Source organism: Selenomonas ruminantium subsp. ruminantium ATCC 12561, assembly GCF_000424065.1.
In the GTDB taxonomy this organism is placed as follows: Bacteria; Bacillota; Negativicutes; order Selenomonadales; family Selenomonadaceae; genus Selenomonas_A; species Selenomonas_A ruminantium.
This window is the reverse complement of sequence record NZ_AUJE01000043.1, coordinates 1-21,755: the sequence shown is the minus strand read 5'-3', so window position 1 is coordinate 21,755 and position 21,755 is coordinate 1. Positions and strand designations below refer to the sequence as shown.

General features: G+C 48.0%; 23 protein-coding genes, 2 tRNA genes and 2 rRNA genes. 7 read left to right on the top strand and 20 right to left on the bottom strand.

Annotation, left to right across the window (positions count from 1 at the left end):
* The 10 genes from tnpA to G598_RS0113270 form a co-directional block, all read right to left on the bottom strand.
* Nucleotides 1-189 (bottom strand): IS200/IS605 family transposase (tnpA, locus tag G598_RS19095; RefSeq protein WP_157833348.1); only part of this gene is annotated, 189 nt, incomplete at its 3' end.
* 209 nt (nt 190-398) lie between these two features.
* Nucleotides 399-629 (bottom strand): hypothetical protein, encoded by a 231-nt coding sequence (locus tag G598_RS0113310; protein ID WP_026767371.1) that lies wholly within the window; start codon nt 627-629, stop codon nt 399-401.
* A 351-nt stretch (nt 630-980) separates the two neighbouring features.
* The gene (locus tag G598_RS0113305) at nt 981-1,829 is read right to left on the bottom strand and encodes a PHP domain-containing protein (RefSeq protein WP_026767370.1); all 849 of its coding nucleotides are present in this window, start codon (nt 1,827-1,829) and stop codon (nt 981-983) included.
* Nucleotides 1,830-1,838: 9 nt separating this feature from the next.
* Nucleotides 1,839-2,645: an HAD family hydrolase gene (locus G598_RS0113300; RefSeq protein ID WP_026767369.1), complete on the bottom strand. Its 807-nt coding sequence runs from the start codon at nt 2,643-2,645 to the stop codon at nt 1,839-1,841.
* A 117-nt stretch (nt 2,646-2,762) separates the two neighbouring features.
* On the bottom strand, nt 2,763-3,962 hold the full coding sequence (locus G598_RS0113295) for a NupC/NupG family nucleoside CNT transporter (RefSeq protein ID WP_026767368.1): 1,200 nt from the start codon (nt 3,960-3,962) through the stop codon (nt 2,763-2,765).
* 80 nt (nt 3,963-4,042) lie between these two features.
* On the bottom strand, nt 4,043-4,423 hold the full coding sequence (locus tag G598_RS0113290; RefSeq protein WP_026767367.1) for a cytidine deaminase: 381 nt from the start codon (nt 4,421-4,423) through the stop codon (nt 4,043-4,045).
* A 92-nt stretch (nt 4,424-4,515) separates the two neighbouring features.
* Nucleotides 4,516-5,838, bottom strand: a complete 1,323-nt coding sequence (locus G598_RS0113285) for a pyrimidine-nucleoside phosphorylase (RefSeq protein WP_026767366.1) — start codon at nt 5,836-5,838, stop codon at nt 4,516-4,518.
* A gap of 32 nt (nt 5,839-5,870) precedes the next feature.
* Nucleotides 5,871-7,052 carry a phosphopentomutase gene (locus G598_RS0113280; RefSeq protein WP_026767365.1) on the bottom strand — a complete coding sequence of 394 codons (1,182 nt, stop codon included), beginning with the start codon at nt 7,050-7,052 and terminating at the stop codon, nt 5,871-5,873.
* On the bottom strand, nt 7,052-7,711 hold the full coding sequence (gene deoC, locus G598_RS0113275; RefSeq protein WP_026767364.1) for a deoxyribose-phosphate aldolase: 660 nt from the start codon (nt 7,709-7,711) through the stop codon (nt 7,052-7,054). Before deoC ends, G598_RS0113280 begins: the two co-directional genes overlap by 1 nt.
* 453 nt (nt 7,712-8,164) lie before the next feature.
* Nucleotides 8,165-8,704 carry a GNAT family N-acetyltransferase gene (locus G598_RS0113270; protein ID WP_026767363.1) on the bottom strand — a complete coding sequence of 180 codons (540 nt, stop codon included), beginning with the start codon at nt 8,702-8,704 and terminating at the stop codon, nt 8,165-8,167.
* A 95-nt stretch (nt 8,705-8,799) separates the two neighbouring features.
* Between G598_RS0113270 and G598_RS0113265 the strand changes: the two genes are divergently transcribed.
* The 3 genes from G598_RS0113265 (at nt 8,800) to nrdG (ending at nt 10,966) form a co-directional block, all read left to right on the top strand.
* Nucleotides 8,800-9,855 carry a mechanosensitive ion channel family protein gene (locus G598_RS0113265; protein WP_026767362.1) on the top strand — a complete coding sequence of 352 codons (1,056 nt, stop codon included), beginning with the start codon at nt 8,800-8,802 and terminating at the stop codon, nt 9,853-9,855.
* Nucleotides 9,856-10,179: 324 nt separating this feature from the next.
* A complete protein-coding gene (gene nrdD, locus G598_RS0113260) occupies nt 10,180-10,467 on the top strand; it encodes an anaerobic ribonucleoside-triphosphate reductase (protein WP_026767361.1) in 288 nt (95 codons plus the stop codon).
* Nucleotide 10,468: 1 nt separating this feature from the next.
* A complete protein-coding gene (gene nrdG / locus G598_RS0113255; RefSeq protein ID WP_037364397.1) occupies nt 10,469-10,966 on the top strand; it encodes an anaerobic ribonucleoside-triphosphate reductase activating protein in 498 nt (165 codons plus the stop codon).
* A gap of 694 nt (nt 10,967-11,660) precedes the next feature.
* Here nrdG and G598_RS0113250 read toward each other — a convergent pair.
* Entirely contained in the window at nt 11,661-12,077 is a 417-nt protein-coding gene (locus tag G598_RS0113250; protein ID WP_026759924.1) for a universal stress protein, read from the bottom strand.
* Between the two features lie 20 nt (nt 12,078-12,097).
* A complete protein-coding gene (locus tag G598_RS0113245) occupies nt 12,098-12,526 on the bottom strand; it encodes a universal stress protein (RefSeq protein WP_026767359.1) in 429 nt (142 codons plus the stop codon).
* 190 nt (nt 12,527-12,716) lie between these two features.
* Between G598_RS0113245 and ilvA the strand changes: the two genes are divergently transcribed.
* Nucleotides 12,717-13,967, top strand: coding sequence for a threonine ammonia-lyase (ilvA, locus tag G598_RS0113240; protein WP_026767358.1), 1,251 nt, complete (start codon nt 12,717-12,719; stop codon nt 13,965-13,967).
* A 38-nt stretch (nt 13,968-14,005) separates the two neighbouring features.
* On the opposite strand, the gene G598_RS0113235 is transcribed toward ilvA, so the two are convergent.
* Nucleotides 14,006-14,572, bottom strand: a complete 567-nt coding sequence (locus G598_RS0113235) for a TMEM165/GDT1 family protein (RefSeq protein ID WP_026767357.1) — start codon at nt 14,570-14,572, stop codon at nt 14,006-14,008.
* Nucleotides 14,573-14,679: 107 nt separating this feature from the next.
* Here G598_RS0113235 and G598_RS0113230 point away from each other — a divergent pair, with 107 nt between their 5' ends.
* Nucleotides 14,680-14,898, top strand: coding sequence for a hypothetical protein (locus G598_RS0113230; protein WP_026767356.1), 219 nt, complete (start codon nt 14,680-14,682; stop codon nt 14,896-14,898).
* 124 nt (nt 14,899-15,022) lie between these two features.
* On the opposite strand, the gene G598_RS0113225 is transcribed toward G598_RS0113230, so the two are convergent.
* From G598_RS0113225 to G598_RS0113215, 3 genes are all read right to left on the bottom strand, one after another.
* Nucleotides 15,023-15,098 (bottom strand) — tRNA-Phe (locus G598_RS0113225).
* Nucleotides 15,099-15,102: 4 nt separating this feature from the next.
* Nucleotides 15,103-15,179: transfer RNA gene (locus G598_RS0113220), tRNA-Asp, on the bottom strand.
* 116 nt (nt 15,180-15,295) lie between these two features.
* Nucleotides 15,296-15,829 carry a methyl-accepting chemotaxis protein gene (locus G598_RS0113215; protein ID WP_026759918.1) on the bottom strand — a complete coding sequence of 178 codons (534 nt, stop codon included), beginning with the start codon at nt 15,827-15,829 and terminating at the stop codon, nt 15,296-15,298.
* Nucleotides 15,830-16,039: 210 nt separating this feature from the next.
* Between G598_RS0113215 and G598_RS0113210 the strand changes: the two genes are divergently transcribed.
* Complete coding sequence (locus tag G598_RS0113210) at nt 16,040-17,122, top strand: MupG family TIM beta-alpha barrel fold protein (RefSeq protein ID WP_026767355.1); 1,083 nt, start codon at nt 16,040-16,042, stop codon at nt 17,120-17,122.
* 61 nt (nt 17,123-17,183) lie between these two features.
* Here the strand turns inward: G598_RS0113210 and G598_RS0113205 are convergent, their stop codons facing one another.
* Complete coding sequence (locus G598_RS0113205) at nt 17,184-17,984, bottom strand: amino acid ABC transporter substrate-binding protein (protein WP_026767354.1); 801 nt, start codon at nt 17,982-17,984, stop codon at nt 17,184-17,186.
* 202 nt (nt 17,985-18,186) lie between these two features.
* Between G598_RS0113205 and G598_RS0113200 the strand changes: the two genes are divergently transcribed.
* The gene (locus G598_RS0113200; RefSeq protein WP_026767353.1) at nt 18,187-19,251 is read left to right on the top strand and encodes an HD-GYP domain-containing protein; all 1,065 of its coding nucleotides are present in this window, start codon (nt 18,187-18,189) and stop codon (nt 19,249-19,251) included.
* Nucleotides 19,252-19,308: 57 nt separating this feature from the next.
* Here the strand turns inward: G598_RS0113200 and G598_RS0113195 are convergent, their stop codons facing one another.
* The 3 genes from G598_RS0113195 to G598_RS0113185 all read right to left on the bottom strand — a co-directional run.
* A complete protein-coding gene (locus G598_RS0113195; RefSeq protein WP_026767352.1) occupies nt 19,309-21,279 on the bottom strand; it encodes a methyl-accepting chemotaxis protein in 1,971 nt (656 codons plus the stop codon).
* A gap of 150 nt (nt 21,280-21,429) precedes the next feature.
* Nucleotides 21,430-21,546, bottom strand: a 5S ribosomal RNA gene (gene rrf / locus G598_RS0113190).
* Nucleotides 21,547-21,616: 70 nt separating this feature from the next.
* Nucleotides 21,617-21,755, bottom strand: a 23S ribosomal RNA gene (locus tag G598_RS0113185); the annotation flags it as partial.

Sequence of the window (21,755 nt, the reverse complement as noted above, 5' to 3'; positions counted from 1 at the left end):
GATATGCACATGGTCTTGGTCGTGATTCCATTTCTCCAACGTAATGTTGTATGATGAGCCAATGCGAACAAAAATATCTTTAGCATATTGGCTCATTCGGTCAGAGAATACCTTGCGACGATACTTCACTACCAAAACCAGATGATAATAGAGTAAGAACACTGAATGGTTATTGTTATCTAATTCCATAGTATAATAAGTCCTTTCTCTTTTATGACTGATTATACTCCCCAATAAGACAAAAAGCAATTGTATGGCTCAATTACTTATGTAAATTCGCCATACCCGCCTTCATCCCCCACCTAAGAGGTGGAGGACTTCTCGCGGGTTAGGTTAAAGACAAAAAAATAGTGGGCACTTCCCACCTTAGCGGGTAGTGCCCTTTTTCCATATTTCCATCATGCGACCCCGGCAGTCTCACCAGCAATACCACGGCCATCGAGCCATTCAGCTACTACCTGCCGTTCAACAGACTTGCGGCCCATCTGAACCAGGTCGTCCATGTCATTTCCGCCTGCATAAGACTTAAAGTCACTGTAACCTAAGAGTTTCGCAGCCTTGGTGAACTGTTTGACGCGAACAGGGATAAAAACTTCTTCCATCCATTGCGAACAAATTTGTACTTTCATGATTTATCTCTCCTTGTATCAAAAACTCGTGACTTCACTGATTTGCGATGGAATAACCATCCACGGCATTCCCATCAGCTTGTCACTGCAAGTACAATCCCCTGTAACTTGCTTCTTGAGCTCCTTCTACAAAGTATATCGATATTTTCTGAAAATACTTAAGGGCTTTTTGATGAAAATATGGAAAAATTTTCAGATACTTTTCAGTTTTACATATAAGCTTCAATTACTGATGCACCTTAATTTTACTCCTTCCCTCCGCTCTTGTCAATATGTTTTTAAGATATTTTATTATCTGACTATTTACGACATGAATACAGCCTTCCCCAAAGGGAAGGCTGCTAAATTACTTCATTCCAATGGCACGACTTCACGCTGCCGCTGGGTAAATCTTATCGTTTGTTCATAGCCATAAGAGCGGGCATAGTTCACTGCCTCATCGTGGTAAGCACCACAATCCTCTGGTTTATGCGCATCTGAGGTGATGACAATCGGCAGCCCCTCCCGCGAAGCTACGCGCATAAACTTATAGTAGGGCGTAATCTCCGCAATGGGATAGCGGTAGAACGTCCCCGTATTGACATCCACCACCATATTGGCCTTTTTTAATGCCGCCACTGCGCGAATCAGATACGGCGTGGCATCAAATTCAGGAATATAGTGGAACAAACGGATATTGTAGGGATGGCCCAAAACGTCATAGAGACCGGACGCCGCCAGTTTTTCGACCTCCTGCGTGTACGCCTCATACACATCAGCCAAATCTTCCTTATCCCATTGCGCCATGATTTCTGCCGAATCATACGCCCAGCCATTCAAGAAGTGCACTGAACCAATCACATAATCAAACTTATAGTCTTTCAGGATATCCCGCACAGCATCCTGATTCTGGAAATTGCACACCTCTATGCCGGTCTTGACCTTATGCTTCTTCTTAAGCTTGGCCATAAAGGCAAAGTATTCATCTAAAGTATATTTGAACTTATTCGTCTTGAGCCATTTTTTCTGAAACTGTCCAATAAAACTGTCGTCCAAAATCAGATCATCGTAGTAGAGGCTCTCAAATTCCGGGAAGGTATGGGAGTGTTCCGAAATGCCGATTTCTTCCAGCCCTAAAAGCTTTGCCTGATGGAAAAAGCCTTCCACCCACTCCTCATCATAGGAGCCTTTTTCAAAATGCATATGATAATCTGCCCGCATATTCTCACCTCACCCGCATAAACCGTCATCAATCAGCTTCTGTATTCCCTGCAAAACACCGTATTCCCTGTTGCTGGCCGTCTGATAGCGGGCCAGTTCTTTTATTTTGGGGTGGGCATTGGCCATAGCAAAGCTGTAATAAACAGAACTCATCATCTCGGCATCGTTCATAAAGTCACCAAAGGCTGCACATTCCATAGGCGCAATGTGCAGCTTTTTCTGCACCTGCTGAATGGCAATGCCCTTATTGATGTCAAAATTCATCACATCAACCCAGTAATCGCTGGACAAGGCAATCTGGAACGGCCCGGCAAATTTCTGCAAAGCAGGCATAATGCGTTCGCCTGCCTTCCCGGTAGCATCAAAGAAAGATGCCTTTATCATTTCATCGTCTACATCCTCCCAGCTGTCCACCACAGCCGAGTGCGTATAATACTTGTTCAGCTCTGCCGCAAATTCATCTGTCATGCGATTTTTACAGACATAGGCATCTTTTTTGCCACAGAACACTTCGTAAATCCCCGGCAATGCCGCCGTGGCCTGCAAAGCTTTCAGCCCCAACGGACGCTGCATAGTGCTGGAAAAAAGTTCTTTGCCATGATACCGTACCATCGTCCCGTTTTCCGCCAGAAATAAGAATTCATCTTCATAGCCTTTGAATGTATCGAGCAGGGAATAATACTGCCGGCCCGAGCAAGGCGCAAAAATCACACCCTTTTCCTTTAGCTGCCGGGCAATATCCGCAAACCCTTTTGGCAGGCGGCCATTTTCGTCCAATAATGTACCATCCATATCCGACATGATCAGTTTAATCATTCAACCACCTCGTTATCCTTGAAAGCAATCATTCTCATTATAACGCGCCCGCCCGTCCTTGACTAGAAAAATATTTACAGACATAAAAAAGCCTTCCCGAAGGAAGGCCTTTATGATTTACCAAATGAACAGACCGGCAATACCTGCGGACAGCAGGGAAACTAGAATACCGGACAGGAGCATATATCCTACATTGCGGGAAATGAGCTCATTCTTGTCATCGTCCACCAAACCTTTGAAGCAGCCAATAATCATACCCAAAGTGGAGAAGTTAGCAAAGGAGGTGACAAATACGGTGAGCACGCCCTGCATGTGCACGCTGAACTGGCTCATGATATCCTGTACGCTGAGCATAACCACGAACTCATTGGTTACCAGTTTCGTACCCATGTACTGTGCCAGCTGGAAAGCTTCCCCACTCTCCAGACCCATCAACCAGGCAAAGGGGAACATGACACAGCCGAGAATATTTTCCAAGGTAACTGCCGGATGAATCAACACCAGAAGCATATCGATGAGTTTTGCCAACGCGACGAACGCGATAACGTTAGCGCAGATGATGAGTACCAGACGGCCTGCGCCCAGAATGGAGTTACCAAGGAAGGAGAAGAACGGCTCACGTTCTGCACCATCATCATTTACACGAGCAACGGTATCTTCTTCTTCGGAAATTTTTACCGGATGAAGAATGTTCGTAACGATAAGCGCGTTGATAACGTTCAGAGGAATAGCCGTGATAATGAATTCACCAGGCATCATCTTGGTGTAAATACCAACCATTGCAGCTGTAATGCAGCTCATGGACATCATGGCCAGCGTCAGGCAGCGGTCAGCTTTCATGCGCTTCAGCTGCAGGCTGGATACAGCCAATGCTTCCGTGTTCCCCAGGAACATCATTTCAATGGCAAAGAACGATTCAAACTTCGGTGCATGCGTCAGGAAAGCCAACGCCTTGCCTACCCATTTGATGACAAAGGGCAGTACGCCGATATAAGTCAGGATATCAAACATCGGTACAACCAAAAGGATTGGCAGCAATGCAGAAGTAAAGAAGTTCATCTGCGGAACATGTACCCAATCCGGGAAAGCAAACGCAATACCTTCATAAGCCACGCTGATCAGCCAGTTAAAGCCGGCAGCAGCTGCCACAATAATCTCGCGGCCAATGGAGAAGGATGTCAGAAACCAGGCCAAAAATACGTTAAGTGCCAAAAGCGCTCCTACGCAGCGCCACTGAATAGCATTACGCTTTTTGGATAGCAGGATTCCGATGCCTAAAAATACGGCAACACCTATTAAGTTTACAACTAGTAACATTATAAATTCCCCTTTGATGATTTATAGATTGTAGGACATGTGTCCTATTGTCGCACAAATCATATGTACTTGTCAATAAGTTAAAATTCCGTAAAGGCATAAGGCATAAGTTCTTCAAGGGTAACTACCTTTACATCGCCTTTCAGATTGGCCATGATGATTTTGGGAATCTTAAACTCCACCATCACCTGGCGGCAGGCTCCGCATGGTGAGCAAGGCCCCGGGGTATCGGCAATAAGGGCAATGGCCTCGAACTCCTGTTCCCCTTCAGAAACCGCCTTGAAAATAGCGGTGCGCTCTGCACAGTTCGTAACAGGAAAACTGGAATTTTCCACATTGCAGCCGCCGTATACATTCCCTTTTTTCGTCAGAACCGCCGCACCAACTTTGAATTTGGAATAAGGACTATAGGAAAATTCCCGGTATTTTTTCGCCGCAGCGATTAATTCTTTATCCTCCACTGTAAAAACTCTCCTTCAATACATAATTATTTGATAATTCTCTGTAAAACGACTACCCCTTTCCATGGGCAGGGGCAGCCGTCTGTAAATGCTTAGTATTTTTCTACTTTATCTTTTTCTACGCGGGCATATACCAAAGGCTTCTTTTCCGGAGCGCTGCTGCCGATGACTACCGCTTCACGGTACATATCCTCAGCACCCTTCAGAGCTTCTTCCTTCGACGTGTAGAGGGTAACGAGTACATCGCCCTTCTTTACTTCATCACCATATTTCTTATGGAGAATCAGACCAGCAGAGAAATCGATATCGCTTTCCTTGGTTTCACGGCCAGCCCCGAGGACTACAGACATTTCGCCGATAGCTTCTGCGTTCATCTTGGTGATGAAACCATCTTTTTCGGCCTTGATTTCGCCTTTGAAGGGAGCCTGTGCAAACTTGCTGTAATCGCGCAGCACGCTGTCATCGCCGCCCTGTTCCTTAACCATCGTGCAGAAGGTTTCAAAAGCAGAACCATCTTCAATAGCTTTTTCAGCCATCTTGCGGCATTCTTCCGGCGTGCCTTTGCCCACCAAATAGAGCATATTGGCGGCCAGCTGCAGGGAAACTTCCGTCAGATCCTTCGGACCTTTGCCCTTCAGTACGTCCATGGACTCGATAACTTCGAGGCTGTTGCCGATGCCCAGGCCCAGCGGCGTATCCATATCCGTAATCAAAGCAACCGTGCGGCGGCCTGCACCTTCACCGATAGCCACCATGGTCTGTGCCAGTTTGATGGAATCATCCAGCGTCTTCATGAAGGCACCGCTGCCGGTCTTTACATCGAGCAGGATGCAGTCGCTGCCTGCAGCCAGTTTCTTGCTCATGATGGAAGACGCAATCAGAGGAATGCAGTCAACCGTAGCCGTTACATCGCGGAGTGCATAAAGTTTCTTGTCTGCCGGAGCAAGGTTGCCGGACTGACCGATAAGGCTGATGCCGCATTTATTCACCGTATCGAAGAACTCCTTGCGGTCAAGTGCCGTCTTATAGCCCGGAATGGATTCCAGCTTATCTACCGTGCCGCCGGTATGGCCAAGGCCGCGGCCGCTCATCTTGGCTACCTTGCCGCCGCAGGCTGCCACAATTGGTCCAACAATCAAGGTCGTCTTATCGCCTACACCGCCGGTAGAATGTTTATCAACCTTTTTGCCGGCAATAGCGGACAGGTCAATCATATCGCCGGATTTAGCCATTACCATCGTGAGCTGGGTGATTTCATGGTCATTCATGCCCTTGAACCAGATAGCCATCAGCATGGAAGACATCTGATAATCAGGAATCTCACCTTTCACATAGCCATCAATCATGTATTGGATTTCTGCATCCGTCAGTACTTCGCCATGTTTCTTTTTGGTAATCAGGTCATACATTCTCATAGTAGAAAAACCTCTTTTCCATAGATGTAAAATTAATCTTTGATAAAGCGCGGGAGCAGACTCTCGCCCTTCGTTTTCAGGTCACAATCAAACATATCGGAAATGGTAGCGCCAATCATAGCAAAAGTAGGATAAGTACCTAAGTTAACGCCTTCCTTGACATGCTTGCCATAGATAAGCAGAGGGATATATTCACGCGTATGGTCGGTACCCGGAGCTCCCGGATCGCAGCCATGGTCAGCGGTAATCATCAGCACATCGTCATCACGCATCTTGGCCATGAACTCGCCGAGCTGCTTGTCAAACACCGTAGCAGCCTCAGCATAACCATCGATATCACGGCGATGACCATACTGCATATCAAAATCTACGAGATTGACAAAGCACAGCCCCTCAAAGTCCTCATCCATCACCTTTAAGGTCTTTTCCATGCCGTCTACGTTGTCCTTGTTGATGCCCAAGGAGCGGCTGACATTACGGCCGGCAAAGATATCGGAAATCTTGCCTACACCAATGGTGTCCAGTCCTTTGCGGCGCAAAGCGTCCATCATCGTATCCCCTGTGGGGTCAAGCGAGAAGTCATGACGGCGGGAAGTGCGGGTGTAATTGGGATATTCACCAACATAGGGGCGGGCAATAACGCGGCCTACACCATGTTCACCCTGCAGGATTTCACGAGCCGTCTTGCAGTAGCCATAGAGTTCATCTACAGGCACATCCGCTTCATTGGCGGCAATCTGGAACACGCTGTCAGCGGAAGTGTAAACGATAAGGCCGCCAGTCTTTTCCTGTTCCTGACCATAATCGTGGATAACCGCCGTACCGGAATAGGGCTTGTTGCAGAGAATCTTCTTGCCAAACGCTTTTTCCAGCTTCTCAATCAGGTCAGCAGGGAAACCATCGGGGTATGTCGGCATAGGACGCTCGGACACGATACCGGCGATTTCCCAATGCCCCGTGGTGGTATCCTTGCCGCGGGAAAGCTCACGCAGGCGGGCAAAAGAGCCTAGCGGCTTTTCCACCGGCTGGCCGCAGCCTACGCCGTCAATATTGAACAAGCCCAGCTTTTTCATGTTCGGTGTATCGTACTTATCCGAACCCACAATAGATTTCAAGGTGTTGCAAACGCCATCACCAAAGTCGGCGGCATCCGGTTCCTGACCGATGCCATAGCTGTCCAAAACAATAACAAACGCTCTTTTGAACTTACCCATTATTTATCCACCTCGTCCTTCAGCACTTTCACCGCAGCACTTGCACCCAGACGCGTGCAACCGGCTTCGATAAAGCCGACCATTTCCTCGCGGGTATGAATGCCGCCAGCAGCCTTCATCTGTACGCCTTCACCGATGTGTTCCTTGAAGAGCTTGATATCTTCAAGCGTTGCTCCCTTGGAGCCAAAGCCCGTAGACGTCTTGATGAAATCAGCACCAGCTTCCGTCACACACTTGCAGGCCGCGATTTTTTCCTCTTCCGTCAGGAAGCAGGTTTCTACAATGACCTTCAGCACACGCTCACCGCACAGACGCTTCAACGCACGGATTTCTTCGGTAACATATTCCGTTTCCCCTGCCTTGAGCATGCCAATGTTGATGACCATATCGATTTCTTCCGCACCATCAGCCAGCGCCTGTGCCGTCTCAGCAATCTTAGCAGCCGTGTTGCAGTTGCCGTTCGGGAAACCAACAACCGTGGCAATCTTCAACTTACCACCGTAGTTTTCCCGGATTTTCGTGATAAAACAGGACGGAATCATAACCGTAGCCGTATGATACTTTACAGCTTCCTCACAGATTACTTTTATATCTTCCCACGTAGCCGTCTGCTTAAGCAGTGTATGGTCAACCTTGGACAAAATTTCCTGTGCGTTCATTGTATAGCCTCCTAATCATGAAACCAACGGGAATTTTTCTCTTCATTCCCTTTCGTTGCTCTTATTGTATCGCAATTTATCGCACAATAAAAGGACACATGACTCCATATGCCCTCATTATCGTATAAAATTATTCAGGGATTACCTTACTCTGATTCGAGGTTCAAGACGGAGAACAGGGGATACCTTTCGTCCGCTTAGACAGGCTTGTCAAACGCTGCCGAAAGGTATCCCCTGTTCTCCTCTTGTTCTCGCCCTAAATGCGCATAATCCTACCGCTTGCAACAAATAGCGGTCTGCCTTTGCATTGTATATTAACTCGCTACGTCAATATACAATGCACTAAGCCCGATGGCTGATAATGCTTTTCCGCAGCTTTTGACAAGCCTGTCTATAACGAAGGAAAAGTATTATCAGCCATTGGGCGTCTTAACATATAGATATAATCCTCTGTCAGGCCAGTTCCTTCCCAGCCGCTAACCGCGCTTCGTACTCCCGGTCAAGTATCCCTAATATCACAAGGTTCTCATACTTTCCATTGGTAATGATGGTTTCGCGAATCAAGCCTTCGCGCACCATGCCTTCCGACTCATACAGGTGCAGCGCCCGCTCATTATAGTCCTTGCAATCCAGCCAGGCCCGATGGAATTTTTTCACCGCAAAACACCATTTCTTGATAAGCTGCATGGCCTCATGCCCATAGCCCATGCCCTTTTTGGCGATAATCACATGCGTCCATTCCATTTCCTTGGCGTCCGTCTTTAAGCCTGCCACGAGAAAATAGCCTACGGGTTCCCCCGACTCTACTTCCTCCACAATCACATCCATGGAAGCCTCGCCCTTGGTGATGACACTCGTATGAAAATCCCGGTCAAACGGCACGATAAACGGCAGATTATCCTCCGCATATTCCAAATCCATGATAAAATCCAAATCCGTCTCCACCGCCCGGCGCAGCCGCAGGCGTGGTCCGACAATTAAAATTTCAGCCATAAAATTCCCCTTACTATTATTTTTTACTTATAGTATAATGAGAGAGATTTTTTATTTCAAGCAAATATCGCAAGGGAGGAATTACTTTGCTCAATATGGACTGGATAAAATGGATTGACTGGACGCACCTTTTGGAAATGCTCATTGTGCCCCTATGCATTCTGACAGCGGCACTCACGGTGGGCATCATGCTCAACCGTATGATTAAAAAGCGTGTCATAAACCGCATCAATACAGACGAAACCTCCTGGCAGGGCATCTTAATCAATGCCCTGCAGGGCGTACCGATTTCCTTCTGTTTGGTCGTCGGCCTTTACTGGATTGTCAACACCATCGACATCATTGAACCTCTGGTAAAGATTTTTTCCTACATTCTCTTTACCGTGATCATCTTCACCATCACCCGGGTTATTGCCCGCACGGTCAGCGGCGTTATCGATATGCAAATCGAACGTTCCCAGCAGACCATGCCTAAGACCACGCTCTTAACGGCTATCATCAATGGCATCATCTATGCTATGGGCGTACTCGTCGTACTCCAATACTACGGCATTTCCATTGCCCCCATCCTCACCGCTTTGGGTGTCGGTGGTATGGCCGTGGCACTTGCCCTGCAGGAAACGCTCGCCAATATCTTCTCCGGCCTGCACCTGATTCTCTCCAAGCAGCTGCGCTTGGGTGACTATATTCATCTAAGTTCCGGCGAGGAAGGCCGCGTCACCGACATCACCTGGCGTTTCACCACCATCGTTCCGGTGGGCGAAGGCAATATGGTCGTCATTCCGAACCAGAAAATCGCCTCCTCCATCATCACCAACTACAGCATGCCCCGCCACGATATCATCATCAAAATCCCCGTGGGCGTGGCCTATGACAGCGATTTGCAAAAGGTCGAAGATGTAACTCTCGAAGTTGCCCATCATGTGCTGGAGTCCCTCGGCGAAATAATTGATGACAACCGCCAGCCGGCTGTGCGTTTCTACAACTTCGGCGAAAGCAGCATCGACTTCAACGTGCTCCTGCACTCCGCCCGCTTTGATGACCAGTTCCGCCTCAAGCACGAATTCATCAAAGCCCTGACGGCCCGCTTCCGTCAGGAAGGCATCGAAATCCCCTTCCCGATTCGGACAATTATAAAACAGCCAAACTAACTACTCACTACTCCCCGCCGCCCAAGGAAGTTCGCTATTTCTTTTCGTTCTTTCCTTTGTGCCAAAGAAAAGAGCCTCTACCTTTCCAAGTTATTCACAAATTCCCCTTCAGGCAATTTGTGGATAACTTTTTTTCTGCCTGTATCACAGGCCTCCCCACCTTTTTCCTTGTGGATAACCCCGTGCATAAACAACTACATATAGTATTCCATATTGACGAACCACCATACATATTGTATAATTTCCTTACATTCACCACTTATTGTGGTTTGCTTTGAACACACCCCAATGGGTCTTATAAATACTAAAGGATAGGTGATTATCATGATGGTAAATGATGTAGTAGTAACCGTTGATGGTCTCAGCGACATTACGGAAGCCGAAATCGCACAGTATATCGGTTATGTAGAAGACCAGACCAAGGAAAAGGTCAACGAGCTGACTTTGACCCCCGCCGCTGACGGACAGATTCATCTGGATTATGTGCTCCAGCCGCAGAAATTCGAGCGCATCCGCCGCATTACGGGCTATCTCGTCGGCACCATTGACCGCTGGAACGATGCCAAGCGCGCCGAGGAACATGACCGCGTAAAGCACACGGTCATGCATTGATATGAAAATACGCATTGCCGGTATCGTTGAGGATTCCATTGTCGACGGCGAAGGCTTTCGTATAACCGTCTTTACCCAGGGCTGTCCCCATAACTGCCCCGGCTGCCATAACCCCAACACCCACCCTGCCACAGGCGGCAGGGATGCCGATACAGCAGAAATCATCAATCTTATCGATAATAATCCCCTGCTCGATGGCATAACCTTCAGCGGCGGAGAACCCTTTCTCCAGCCCTCCCCCCTGACAAAACTAGCCCGCGAGGCCCATGCCCGCGGGCTTGATGTTTGGAGTTATACCGGCTACACACTGGAAGAACTCAACGCCAAAAAAAATCCCGCCATCGACGCCCTGCTGCAGGAAATCGACGTCCTCGTAGACGGACGCTACGACGAAAAACAACGCGACCTGACCCTGAACTTTCGCGGCTCCGCCAACCAACGCATCATCGATATGAAGGCCTATCGCAAAACGGGGAAGATTCGCCTTTTGGACATCTAATGAGGTCGTTCGTTCGTAGTACGCCGCCAGCGGCCATGCTTGCCACGCTCTGCTCGGCGGCTCGCTAAAAAATCTCCTTTGCCTTTTAATTAAGCATGCCTAAAAGTCAAAACTCGCTGCGCTCAAACAGTAGACTTTTAGACATGATATTAAGGTAGGCAAAGGAGATTTTTCTTTACGCTCGCTCGCCTGACGCTTCGCTTAGGCAAGCACGGCCGCTGGCGGCTAGTTGTCGCTTTCCGCCTCACCTTATCAAGCTGCATTAGAATATCCTCGCCATGGGGCTTGGAAAACGGACTGACATCACGCTTAATTACCATACTTATTACCTCATTTTCAGCGAGGAATACTCGTGTACCGTCCAACGGATAATTACACTTTTAGCGATATCTCACTAAAAGAACGATAAAACTCGGATTGGTAATACACAAAATGCAATTGTCAATCAGATACTACACTAGGTTGGCATGGTCTTCTGGCTGGGCGGCTGAGGGCTGTTCTAAGCGACGCGTAGGATGATTCGCGTTAAGAAAATTATTTTTGTCCACCACCTAAAAAAACGCAAAGCACTTTTGTTTGAACGCAGTGAGTTTAAGTGCTTTGCGTTTTTATTATGACAAAAATAATTTTTAGCGAATCATCATAGCAGAGCGTGAACAGCCCTCAGCCGCCCCGCCAGCCACAAACCCCCGAACTACTTAACTACAAGCACCGGACATTTCGCCTGTTCCACGATATACTGGCTGACGCTCCCCAACAGCACGCCTTTGACAATGCCAAGCCCCCGGCTGCCCATAATGATTAAATCAATATCATTGGACGAAGCAAAATCCAGAATCACCACGGCCGGCGACCCGGTTTCCGAAAATGCTTCCTTCTCAATTCCCGAAGGCACCATTTCCATGGCCCTATCCAAAATGACATTGCCCGCCTTGGTCACGGCCTCCAAAATCGCATCGGACAAGCAGGCATTAATTGCCAGCTGATTGATATTGGCCACATAGAGGAAGTTGAGCTTTGCCTCACAGACCTCGGCCATGGCAATAGCCTCTGCCACTGCGCGGTCTGAACCTTCCGAGCCATCTACCGGCACAAGAATATTTTTCATCATAAAGATTACCCCCTCTAATGTTATTTAACCACCATCACAGCTGTCTGTGCCCGTTCCACTAACTCCTGACTGACACTGCCTGCGAAAAAGCCTTCCACAACACCAAGCCCGCGGCCACCAGTCACGATTAAATCCGGCAGGCTTTCCTCCGCAAACTGCAGGATTTCCTCAACCGGTATACCCGTACGGCAATGATACGCATAAGCCACATTCTCCAGTCTGCAGTCTTCAACCATGCTCTTTGTCGCCGCTTCATCACTGCGCACATGGCCGGCAATTTCATCCGGCAGCCAGCTTTCCTCCTGCGCATCTGTCTCACTTGTAAAATACGTCACATGCAAAATATCCAGCTTTGCTTGCATCTCCTGAGCCAGATTAGCCGCAAACAGCAAGGCACGCCGTGAAGTATCGGACGCATCCACCGGCACCAAAATACGGGATAACTTCATCTCATCAACCTCCCCGTAAAGATCATCTACTTAGTATTTCGCGCCCCCGCTTATAAAATCCTCCCTCAAAGCTCAGAAAATACATTGACATTTTCTCACGGATAATGCTACACTAAATAGAACATTTTTGTTAATAATTCACCGTAAAAATAAACTTTATGTAAACAATTAAAGTTTAGGAGGTTCTATTATGTCTAAAGAAAAAAACAGCCAGCCCAATAATACCGAAATCGTCGAACAGACCACCATCGCCGGCGTTTATCAGGCCGCCCGCAACTTAGAAGGCATTGTCCGCAAAACCCGCCTTATTGAAAGCGACTTTTTCTCGGAACTGTCCGGCAACAAAGTCTACCTGAAGCCCGAAAACCTCCAGCATACCGGTGCCTTCAAGCTGCGCGGCGCGTACAATAAAATCAGCCAACTCACCTCCGAAGAACGGGCTAAAGGCGTAATTACCTCCTCAGCCGGCAACCATGCCCAGGGCGTAGCGTTCGCCGCCCAAAAACTCGGCGTCAAGGCCGTTATCTGTATGCCTGCTACCACCCCAATTCTCAAAGTCGAAGGCACCAAAGCACTAGGCGCTGAAGTCGTGCTCCACGGTGACGGCTTTGACGATGCTTACGCCTACAGTTTGGAACTCCAAAAACAGCATGGCTATGTCTATATCCACCCCTTCAACGATTTGCAGGTGCTCTTAGGACAGGGCACCACGGCGCTCGAAATCATCGACGCCTGCAAGGACATTGACGCCATTCTCGTGCCCATTGGCGGCGGCGGCTTTGCCTCCGGCGTGGCCCTGGCGACCAAACTCGTCAATCCCGACATCAAGGTTATCGGCGTAGAACCCGAAAACGCGGCCTGCATGAAGGCCGCCTTCGCTAAAGGTAAAATCACCACCTTAAAATCCGCCGACACCGTAGCCGACGGCTGTGCCGTAAAGACTGCGGGCACGCTCACCTATGAATTCTGCAAAAAATACCTCGACGACATCATCACCGTTTCCGAAATGGAAATCATGGGCGCTTTGTTATCGCTCATTGAAAAACACAAACTCATCGCCGAAGGCGCAGGCGTGCTCTCCCTTGCCGCCCTCTCCAAACTCCCCTTCAAGGGCAAAAAAGTAGCCGCCATCGTCAGCGGCGGCAATATCGACATCTCCACGATTTCCGCCCTGATTGAAAAGGCAAAAATCGCCCGCGGCCGCGTCTTCTGCTTTGGCGTACTCCTGCCGGATAAACCCGGCCAGCTCCTAAACGTCGCCCGCATCCTCGCCGAAGAAAACGCCAACGTCATCGAACTCAACCACAACCAGTCCAAAGTGACCGACAGCTTCAAGAAGGTAATACTCGAAGTCACCTGCGAGACCAACAACGAAGAACACATCCAGCGCATTACCAAAGCCCTGCATGATAACGGGTATGAGCTGGATAGAATTTATTAAAAATAATAGACCTGCGGGATTCGCAGGTCTATTTAGCATCATCCAAGCAGCAAACACTGCACCAGCCCTGCCACCCCAAACACGATAAATATCGCTGCCGACACTTTTTGCATGGTCGGGGGCGATATTTTCTTTTGCAGGTAGTTGCCGGCCACGAGCCCCATACCGTCAGCAATGATCATTCCGGCTACAGCCCCCGCAAAGACCCACAGCCAGCTGCCCATCTCGGAGGCAAGTGCCACGGCGGCGAGCTGGGTTTTATCGCCCATTTCGCCGATGATAAAGGTCATGGCCACGGTCATCACGGGGCCGAAGCGGCTGGCCTTGCACTCTTCTTCCTCCTCGCTTTCGCCTTTCAACGACCAAAGACCGAAGCAAATAAAGAGCACGGAGGCGGCGATGGTCATTTTCTCGGCTGGGATAAGGCTGCCAATAGTCGCGCCTACAGCCACCGCCAGCCCATGCACGACCAGGATTCCCAAAGTCATGCCAATGAGGACTGCCCGGCTGGTATACCGGCCTGCCAGCGCCATCACGAGAAACTGGGTTTTATCGCCCATTTCCGCAAAAAAAATCAATAAAAATGCTGCCCAAAATGCTTCCATCACTACACTCCTAATTTTACACAATTTCATTCCGTATAACACAACTTTGCTGATTCACGAGCAGGAAACACCCTCTTTTTGTCGAATATGATGTTAGAGGTGATATCATGAGAGCAATTGTGCATTGGAAGAATGGTTCTTCTGTAAATGTTGACGATATTTTAACCATTCGCTACATAGACAAAGATGGGCAAAAATTCCTGCAGAGCAATGATTTGAGTTCCTTTCAATTTCAAGGAATTGATTCTTTTTCATTCTTTACCAAAAAAGGATTGATGCTCTTTTCTGTAGCAGAAGTTCTCTATATCGACTTCCGCGCGCGTTAGGAACTGGCAATAAATAAAATTACCGTCAAATCTAAAATTTATTTATGAACAGTTCCTTAGCCTTCGCCATACGAAAAAATCCTTGTCAAAGCCAATGCCATGACAAGGATTTGTTTTTTGCAAATGGTGCCTTCGAGCGGAATCGAACCACTGACACGGGGATTTTCAGTCCCCTGCTCTACCAACTGAGCTACAAAGGCAAAATGGCGACCCGAAGGGGACTTGAACCCCTGACCTCCGCCGTGACAGGGCGGCATTCTAACCAACTAAACTACCGGGCCATGTGACTGTGTCACTTACAGGACATAATTATACGGATAAAACCGTCTGTTGTCAATAGCTTTTCACAAAAATTGATAAAAAAATAACCTTTCGCAACGAAAGGCTATTTTCCTCTTTAGTTCAAGGCTTCGACAAACTTCTTCAAGTCTTCTGCAGCTTTGGTTACGCGGGACAGGTTCGCCGTGATTTCTTCCGTGGAAGCGGCCTGTTCCTCACTGATGGAACCGGTGGTTTCGATGGTCTTGGAAATGCCCTCAACCGCCTTGTTCATTTCATTCAGCGTGGACTGAATCTTTTCCGTTGCTTCGCGGGACTGTTCGGCAAGTTTACGCACTTCTTCTGCTACGACGGCAAAGCCACGGCCCTGTTCACCAGCGCGGGCTGCTTCGATTGCGGCATTCAGGCCCAACAGATTGGTCTGACCAGCAATGTTGGTGATGAAGTCAATGACCTTGATGGTATCTGCATTCTTTTCCTGCAGAAGTTTTGCCTGCTCTACCGACTCCTGACCTGCCTTGGCCAGCGCACTGGCACTCTTAGCCACCTGTTCAACTGCCTCGTAAACGGTCTGGGTTGAAGTTGCGATTTCTTCGATTGCTGAAGACAAGCGCGCATTGATTTCTTCCCTGTTCTTGATATCCTCTGCCATTTATAATCCTCCCCCATCTTAATAATTACCCTGCAAGGTTAAGGCCTTCATTATATCATGTATTATGTCTTGCTCTTTTTTAATTCCACACACACGGCCAAAAACCTTCTTTTCCGTGAAAAATTTTTAACAGAATTAACAAAAGGATTCTTCGCCCCCAAAACCGAATATTTAGGTAATGGAATCGAACGAACAAGGAAGGAACGAGTTATGGAGAATGGTATTTCCTTATATCCCGGACAGGGCATCCCTTGGGACGAAAGCACCGCCATTATCGAAGCAGCTGCCGCCAGCAATCTGAAGCGGCTCTTTATTTCCCTGCCTGAATACGATTGTGACTTAGGAGACATCAAGAGGGAGTTGTCTGTAATCCTGCAGACTGCCCGGCAGCATAATCTGGAAGTCATTGCCAATGTCACCCCCTATGCGATGGAACGACTTGAACTGCGGGAGTTAAGCCCCTCGCTGTTCCGTATGTGGGGCATAAAAAAATTGCGGCTCGCCGAAGGCTTTTCCCCGGAAGAAATTGCCCCCCTATCGCAAAACCGGCAGGGCATCCGCATTGTCCTCAATGCATCTACCGTCACGCATAAACTATTGGCAGCCCTGATTGAATACAAAGCCAATTTTCGGCAAATTGAGGCTCTGCACAGTTTTTATCCCAGGCGTGGCACGGGGCTTAGTGAAGATTTTTTGCTGCAAAAGACCCTGCTTCTGCATAAAGCCGGCATTCGGGTAGGTGCTTTCGTGCCCGGAAAAAACCGCAAACACAGTTTGCGCGCTTCTGGCTATACCACGCTGGAAAATCATCGTGACGAAGATACGTCCCTTGCTGCCCGCCATTTAGTGGCGCTGGGCATTGATACGGTATTTATAGGGAATCTGCCGGATAGTGAAGAATTATCCGCCCTGGCGAGCTTATCGGACCAGGCGGTAACCATTCGCGCCCAATGGCAGACCGATAACCCGGTCGAGCGCCAGCATTTGGCACACGTTTTTACCTCGCGTCAAGATGTTGCCCAAAATGCCGTCCGCGCCATGGAAGGCCAAGCCTTGCTTCAAAAAAGCGGTCTGCATATCGTGCCTCAGGCAGTGCCCCGTCAGCGCCCCTTAGGTGCCATTACCATTGATAATGACAACAATCTGCCCTACACCGGCGAGGTCGAAATCTGTCGTACAGCCCAGGCAGCAGATGATGGGGTAAACGTAGCTGCCCAGATTGATGACAAAGAATGTAATCTCATCGAATACATCAGTCCCGGGCGCAAATTTTCCTTTATCTTCCACGACTGAACCGCCAAAAAACCGCTGCTAAACATTTCAGCTTAGCAGCGGTTTTTCTATTGCAGGTATATTATTTTTTAGTGATGTCCTTACCGAACCATTTTTCGGAAATCTTGCCCATCGTACCATCTGCTTTCATTTCATTCAGTACCTTCTGTACTTCATCACGCAGCTGCTGGTTCTCCTTGGCAAAACCGATACCGAAGGTACCGACTTCCCCGATAGCCACATCCACAGCCTCCAGTGCGTCCGGATGCTTGCTCATATAGTAGCGGCCCGTGATTTCATCGCCGACTACAGCATCAACACGGCCATTTTCCAAATCCATGAATGCAGAAACAAAGTCCGAATACTTTTTGACTTCCTTCACTTTTTCCTTGAAGAAGGCACTGCCATCCATGTATTCTTCAGCAGAGCTGGCACTCTGCGTGCCAATAACCTTGCCGGCCATGGAAGCTTCATCTTTGATGTCACTTCTGCCTTTCTTCACGAAAATAATCTGACGGTTATCCATGTACGGGTCAGAGAACAGCATGTTTTCCTTGCGTTTCTCGGTGATATCCAGACCATTCCAAAGAATATCTACACGGCCACTCTTGAGTTCAGCTTCCTTACTGGACCAGTCAATGGCCTTGAACTCTACCTCACGGCCCAGACGCTTGCTGGCCTCCTTGGCCAGGTCAATATCAAAGCCTACGATTTCATTGCTTTCATTTTTGAACCCCATCGGTGGGAAGTTATCATCGAGCCCCACTACGATTTTCTTGCCTGCGTCACCTGCTTTATCCGCAGTACTGCTGCCACAACCAGCCGTTACGGCCATCGTCATTACCGCTGCTAATCCCAGCGCAAAAAGTTTTTGCCATTTCATATTCAAAATCCCCTCTCACAATTACTTTAACACATTAAAGAACTAATACATGATTCATTATACTGTAAATTTGTAAACTCTGTCAAGACTTGGACTTCAATTTCTAGCAAAGAAAAATAAATAAAGGTATTCGCCTGTAAAAAGCGAATAATAAACATATATCGAATCGTGGACTAACTTTCCACGCAAGGAGGGGTTTACTTTGCGAGCTGTTTCGGTAGAAGATTTGAAACCGGGCATGATTCTCGCCCGCACCATCGTTAATGATGACATGGTCGTGGTTTTGTCTGAAGATACGTTACTGACAAAGGCACATCTCACGCGCCTGACCTTTTTGAATATTCCCGTTGTCTACATCAAAGATGAATACGAATTAAGCAGAAATTATCAAAATGCATCGAGTATCTTTAACCGTGGCAATGCCTTTGTCAAAGAATATGACAGTGTCGTACAGGAAGCGAAAACGATTTTTGAACAGACGAGCAAATCCGGCAACGTTCCCATGTCCGAAACACAGGACATGGTAAAGGAAACCATTGCCCCCTTGGCCCGTAACAGTGGTACCATTGATTATCTCTATGAGCTCAACCATCGCTCCAGCGATATATACAATCATTCCCTGCGCGTTTCTATCTTGACGGGTGTCATCGCCAAGTGGCTGCGCTTTAACCGTGCAAAAACGCGGGAACTGATTTTAGCCGGCTTTCTGCATGATATTGGCAAAAGCAAATTTCCCCAAAGGCTGTTGGATAAAAACATCAACAACCTGCAGGGAGAAGATTATGAAGCCTATATCCAGCATACGGTAGACGGACAACATATCCTGAGCAATATAGAAGGAATATCGGATGGTATAAAGCTGGCCGCCATGCAGCATCATGAGCGTATGGACGGCACGGGTTTCCCCTTCGGCAATACAGGAGAGAGTATCCATGAATTTGCCCGCATCGTTATGATTGCGGATATCTATGACAATATCACCGCCGAACGGCAAGGCTACGTTAAGCAAACGCCCTTTGCCGCCATTGCTCACCTGACTGAAAATATGTATGTATCATTAGATCCGGAAGTCTGTGTACCAGTACTCACCCATATAAAAGATGCATTCCTTGGTTCAAAAATCTCATTGAATAATGGTGATAAGGGATTTATTGCCGCTTATCCCAACGATTTCGCGGCTCACCCGATTGTCAGCATGTCCTCCGGGGAAATGATTAACCTGAATGAACACCCGGAACTGACGATAACAGAGTACAATCCTAAATAAAATGCGCTGAAAAAAATAACCGCCGCTTCCTTTCGGAAGCAACGGTTATTTTTTATTTTACAATTTGAACTTTCCAATTGCTGTCTGCATATCAGAAGCCATATTAGCCAAAGCCTGAGAAGCTGCCGCTATTTCTTCATTCGAAGCCGACTGCTCCTGAGTAGCTGCAGAAATCGTCTGCGTATTTTCTGAGGTCTTGCGGCTGATGGAATCAATAGAATCCACTGCGGTGACAATATTGCCTGCCCCGGCAGCCACGACTTCTACTGAAGTGTTTATCTCGTCCATCTGTGTCTTGATTCCGTTGACCATTGAAAGGATACCTTCAAACTGCTCACCTACTTCGCGGATAGCAGCGGTTCCACGCTTCACCTCATCGGTCCCGGCGTTCATTGCCTTAACCGCCTCATAAGTGTCTGTCTGAATAGACATAATCCGTTCTTTTATCTGCTCTGCAGAATCTTGCGACTCTGCGGCCAGTTTCCGTACCTCTTCAGCTACGACGGCAAACCCCCGGCCATGTTCACCGGCTCTGGCCGCTTCAATAGCCGCATTGAGGGACAAAAGATTTGTCTGTTCGGCAATTGAAGAAATTGCCTCGACAATCTGCCCAATCTGACTGCTGTTTTCGCCCAATTTCTGTACCACATCTGCTGAAGCCAGCACACTCTTTTCGATATTCCCCATGCGTTTCACCGCATTTTCCATCAGAGACGCGCCCTGCTGTGCAGCTTCGGCAGTACGTCCCGATGTTTCCGTAACCATACGGGCTTTTTCTGCCATAGCGGTAACATCATCATAAACATTATCAACATTGGATTTGGCATTATCGATGTTCTGCAGCTGATCTTCCATATTCATGGAAACCTGGCCCACAGTTTCAGCCACATGCACCGATGCTTCCGCCGACTGCTGGGCATTGGCCGTAAGTTCTTCCGAGGAAGCGGCCACCTGCTCACTGGTTGCCGCCATCTTGGAAATCAAATTGCGCAAATTGCCGCTCATGGTGTTAAAGGCATTCGTCAGCGAGCCAATTTCATCACTGGACGTTACTGGCAGGTTCTTGATTGCCAGATTGCCATTAGCCAGCTGCGTAGCATGCGACTCCAAGCCTTCTATCGGCGTGGTGATCCGATTAGCAAAAGTCAGGCAGATAAATGCTGCCAGCAGAAGTCCGACTACCGTCAGAACCGCAAACACGATTTTCAAATGTGTAAGGGAAGCAAATACAAAATCACTCGGAACCGAGATACCCATAAGCCAGCCGGTTTCCGGCACCGTCGTATAGGCAAACAGCTTGTCCTGCCCATCAATGGTTACTTCAAAATAACCTTCTTTATTCTTGAGCATTTCATCGAAATGACTGCCCAGACCATCAATTTCCTTAAAATTCTTCATCGGTTCACCGGCACCAGAGGTTGCCAGAATATTGCCGTTTGCCTCGGCGATAATGCCTGCGCCTTCACCATGATACTTCATGTGATTGGTCTGTTCGGTAAGCACATCCAGTGCGATATCCAAGCAGGTCGCCCCGACAAACTGCCCATTGGCTTTAATCGGCGCAGCGACGGATACGACCAGTTTATTGGTGTTCGTATCAATATAGGCATCCGTAAAGACCGGCTTATCCTTTGCCTTGGCGTCTTTGTACCAAGGGCGCTCCCGCGGGTCTTTCTTGCCCGTGTTATCACCGGAATTGAAACCGAAGAACCAGCCATCCTCAGTTCCGGCGGTCATCTCCAGGATTTCCTTATCGGAAATCGTCGTGCCCAGAGTTTCCTTTGTCTGCATGATTTCCATATTGCCATTCAGACTGGTCATATGGTTGGTGGTTGCTACACCGAAAGCTTTTTTCTCCTGTAGCCACCCATTCAGCTCATTGGCCTCACTGGAAATCGTAGTCCGCAGTTCACTGTCCACGCTTTCCCGCAACGCCGAGCTGGCCATAAAATAGCCCACGATGGATACGATTGCCAAGAGCAATCCCATCAGACCAGATAAGGCCATAAACTTCTGTTTTAATCCCATAAATATTTCTCCCTAACATCATTATCCTAATCCATTTTCTTGCTTCATCATAGATAATTCCACTTCGAGAGAAAAATTCCTGCCAATTTCCTACTTTAAATTGGATAAATATATATACGAAAAAAGCACCCCTCAGGGTGCTTATCACTTAACTGGCAACGCCCTATCCTCCCAGTCCGTCTCCAGACAAGTACTTTCGGCGTATGAGTGCTTAACTACTGTGTTCGGTATGGGAACAGGTGGAACCACTCAGCTATCGTCACCAGATATTCTTTTGAATGTTATGCACATTCAAAACTATACAGAAGAAATTTCTATGTCGAACATTTTAGCTCTGAAAGATAAGCCCTCGATTTATTAGTATTGGTCCGCTGCATGCCTTACGGCACTTCCACTCCCAACCTATCTACCTTGTCTTCTTCAAGGAATCTTACTGGATTACTCCATGAGATACTTCATCTCGGGACAGGCTTCAC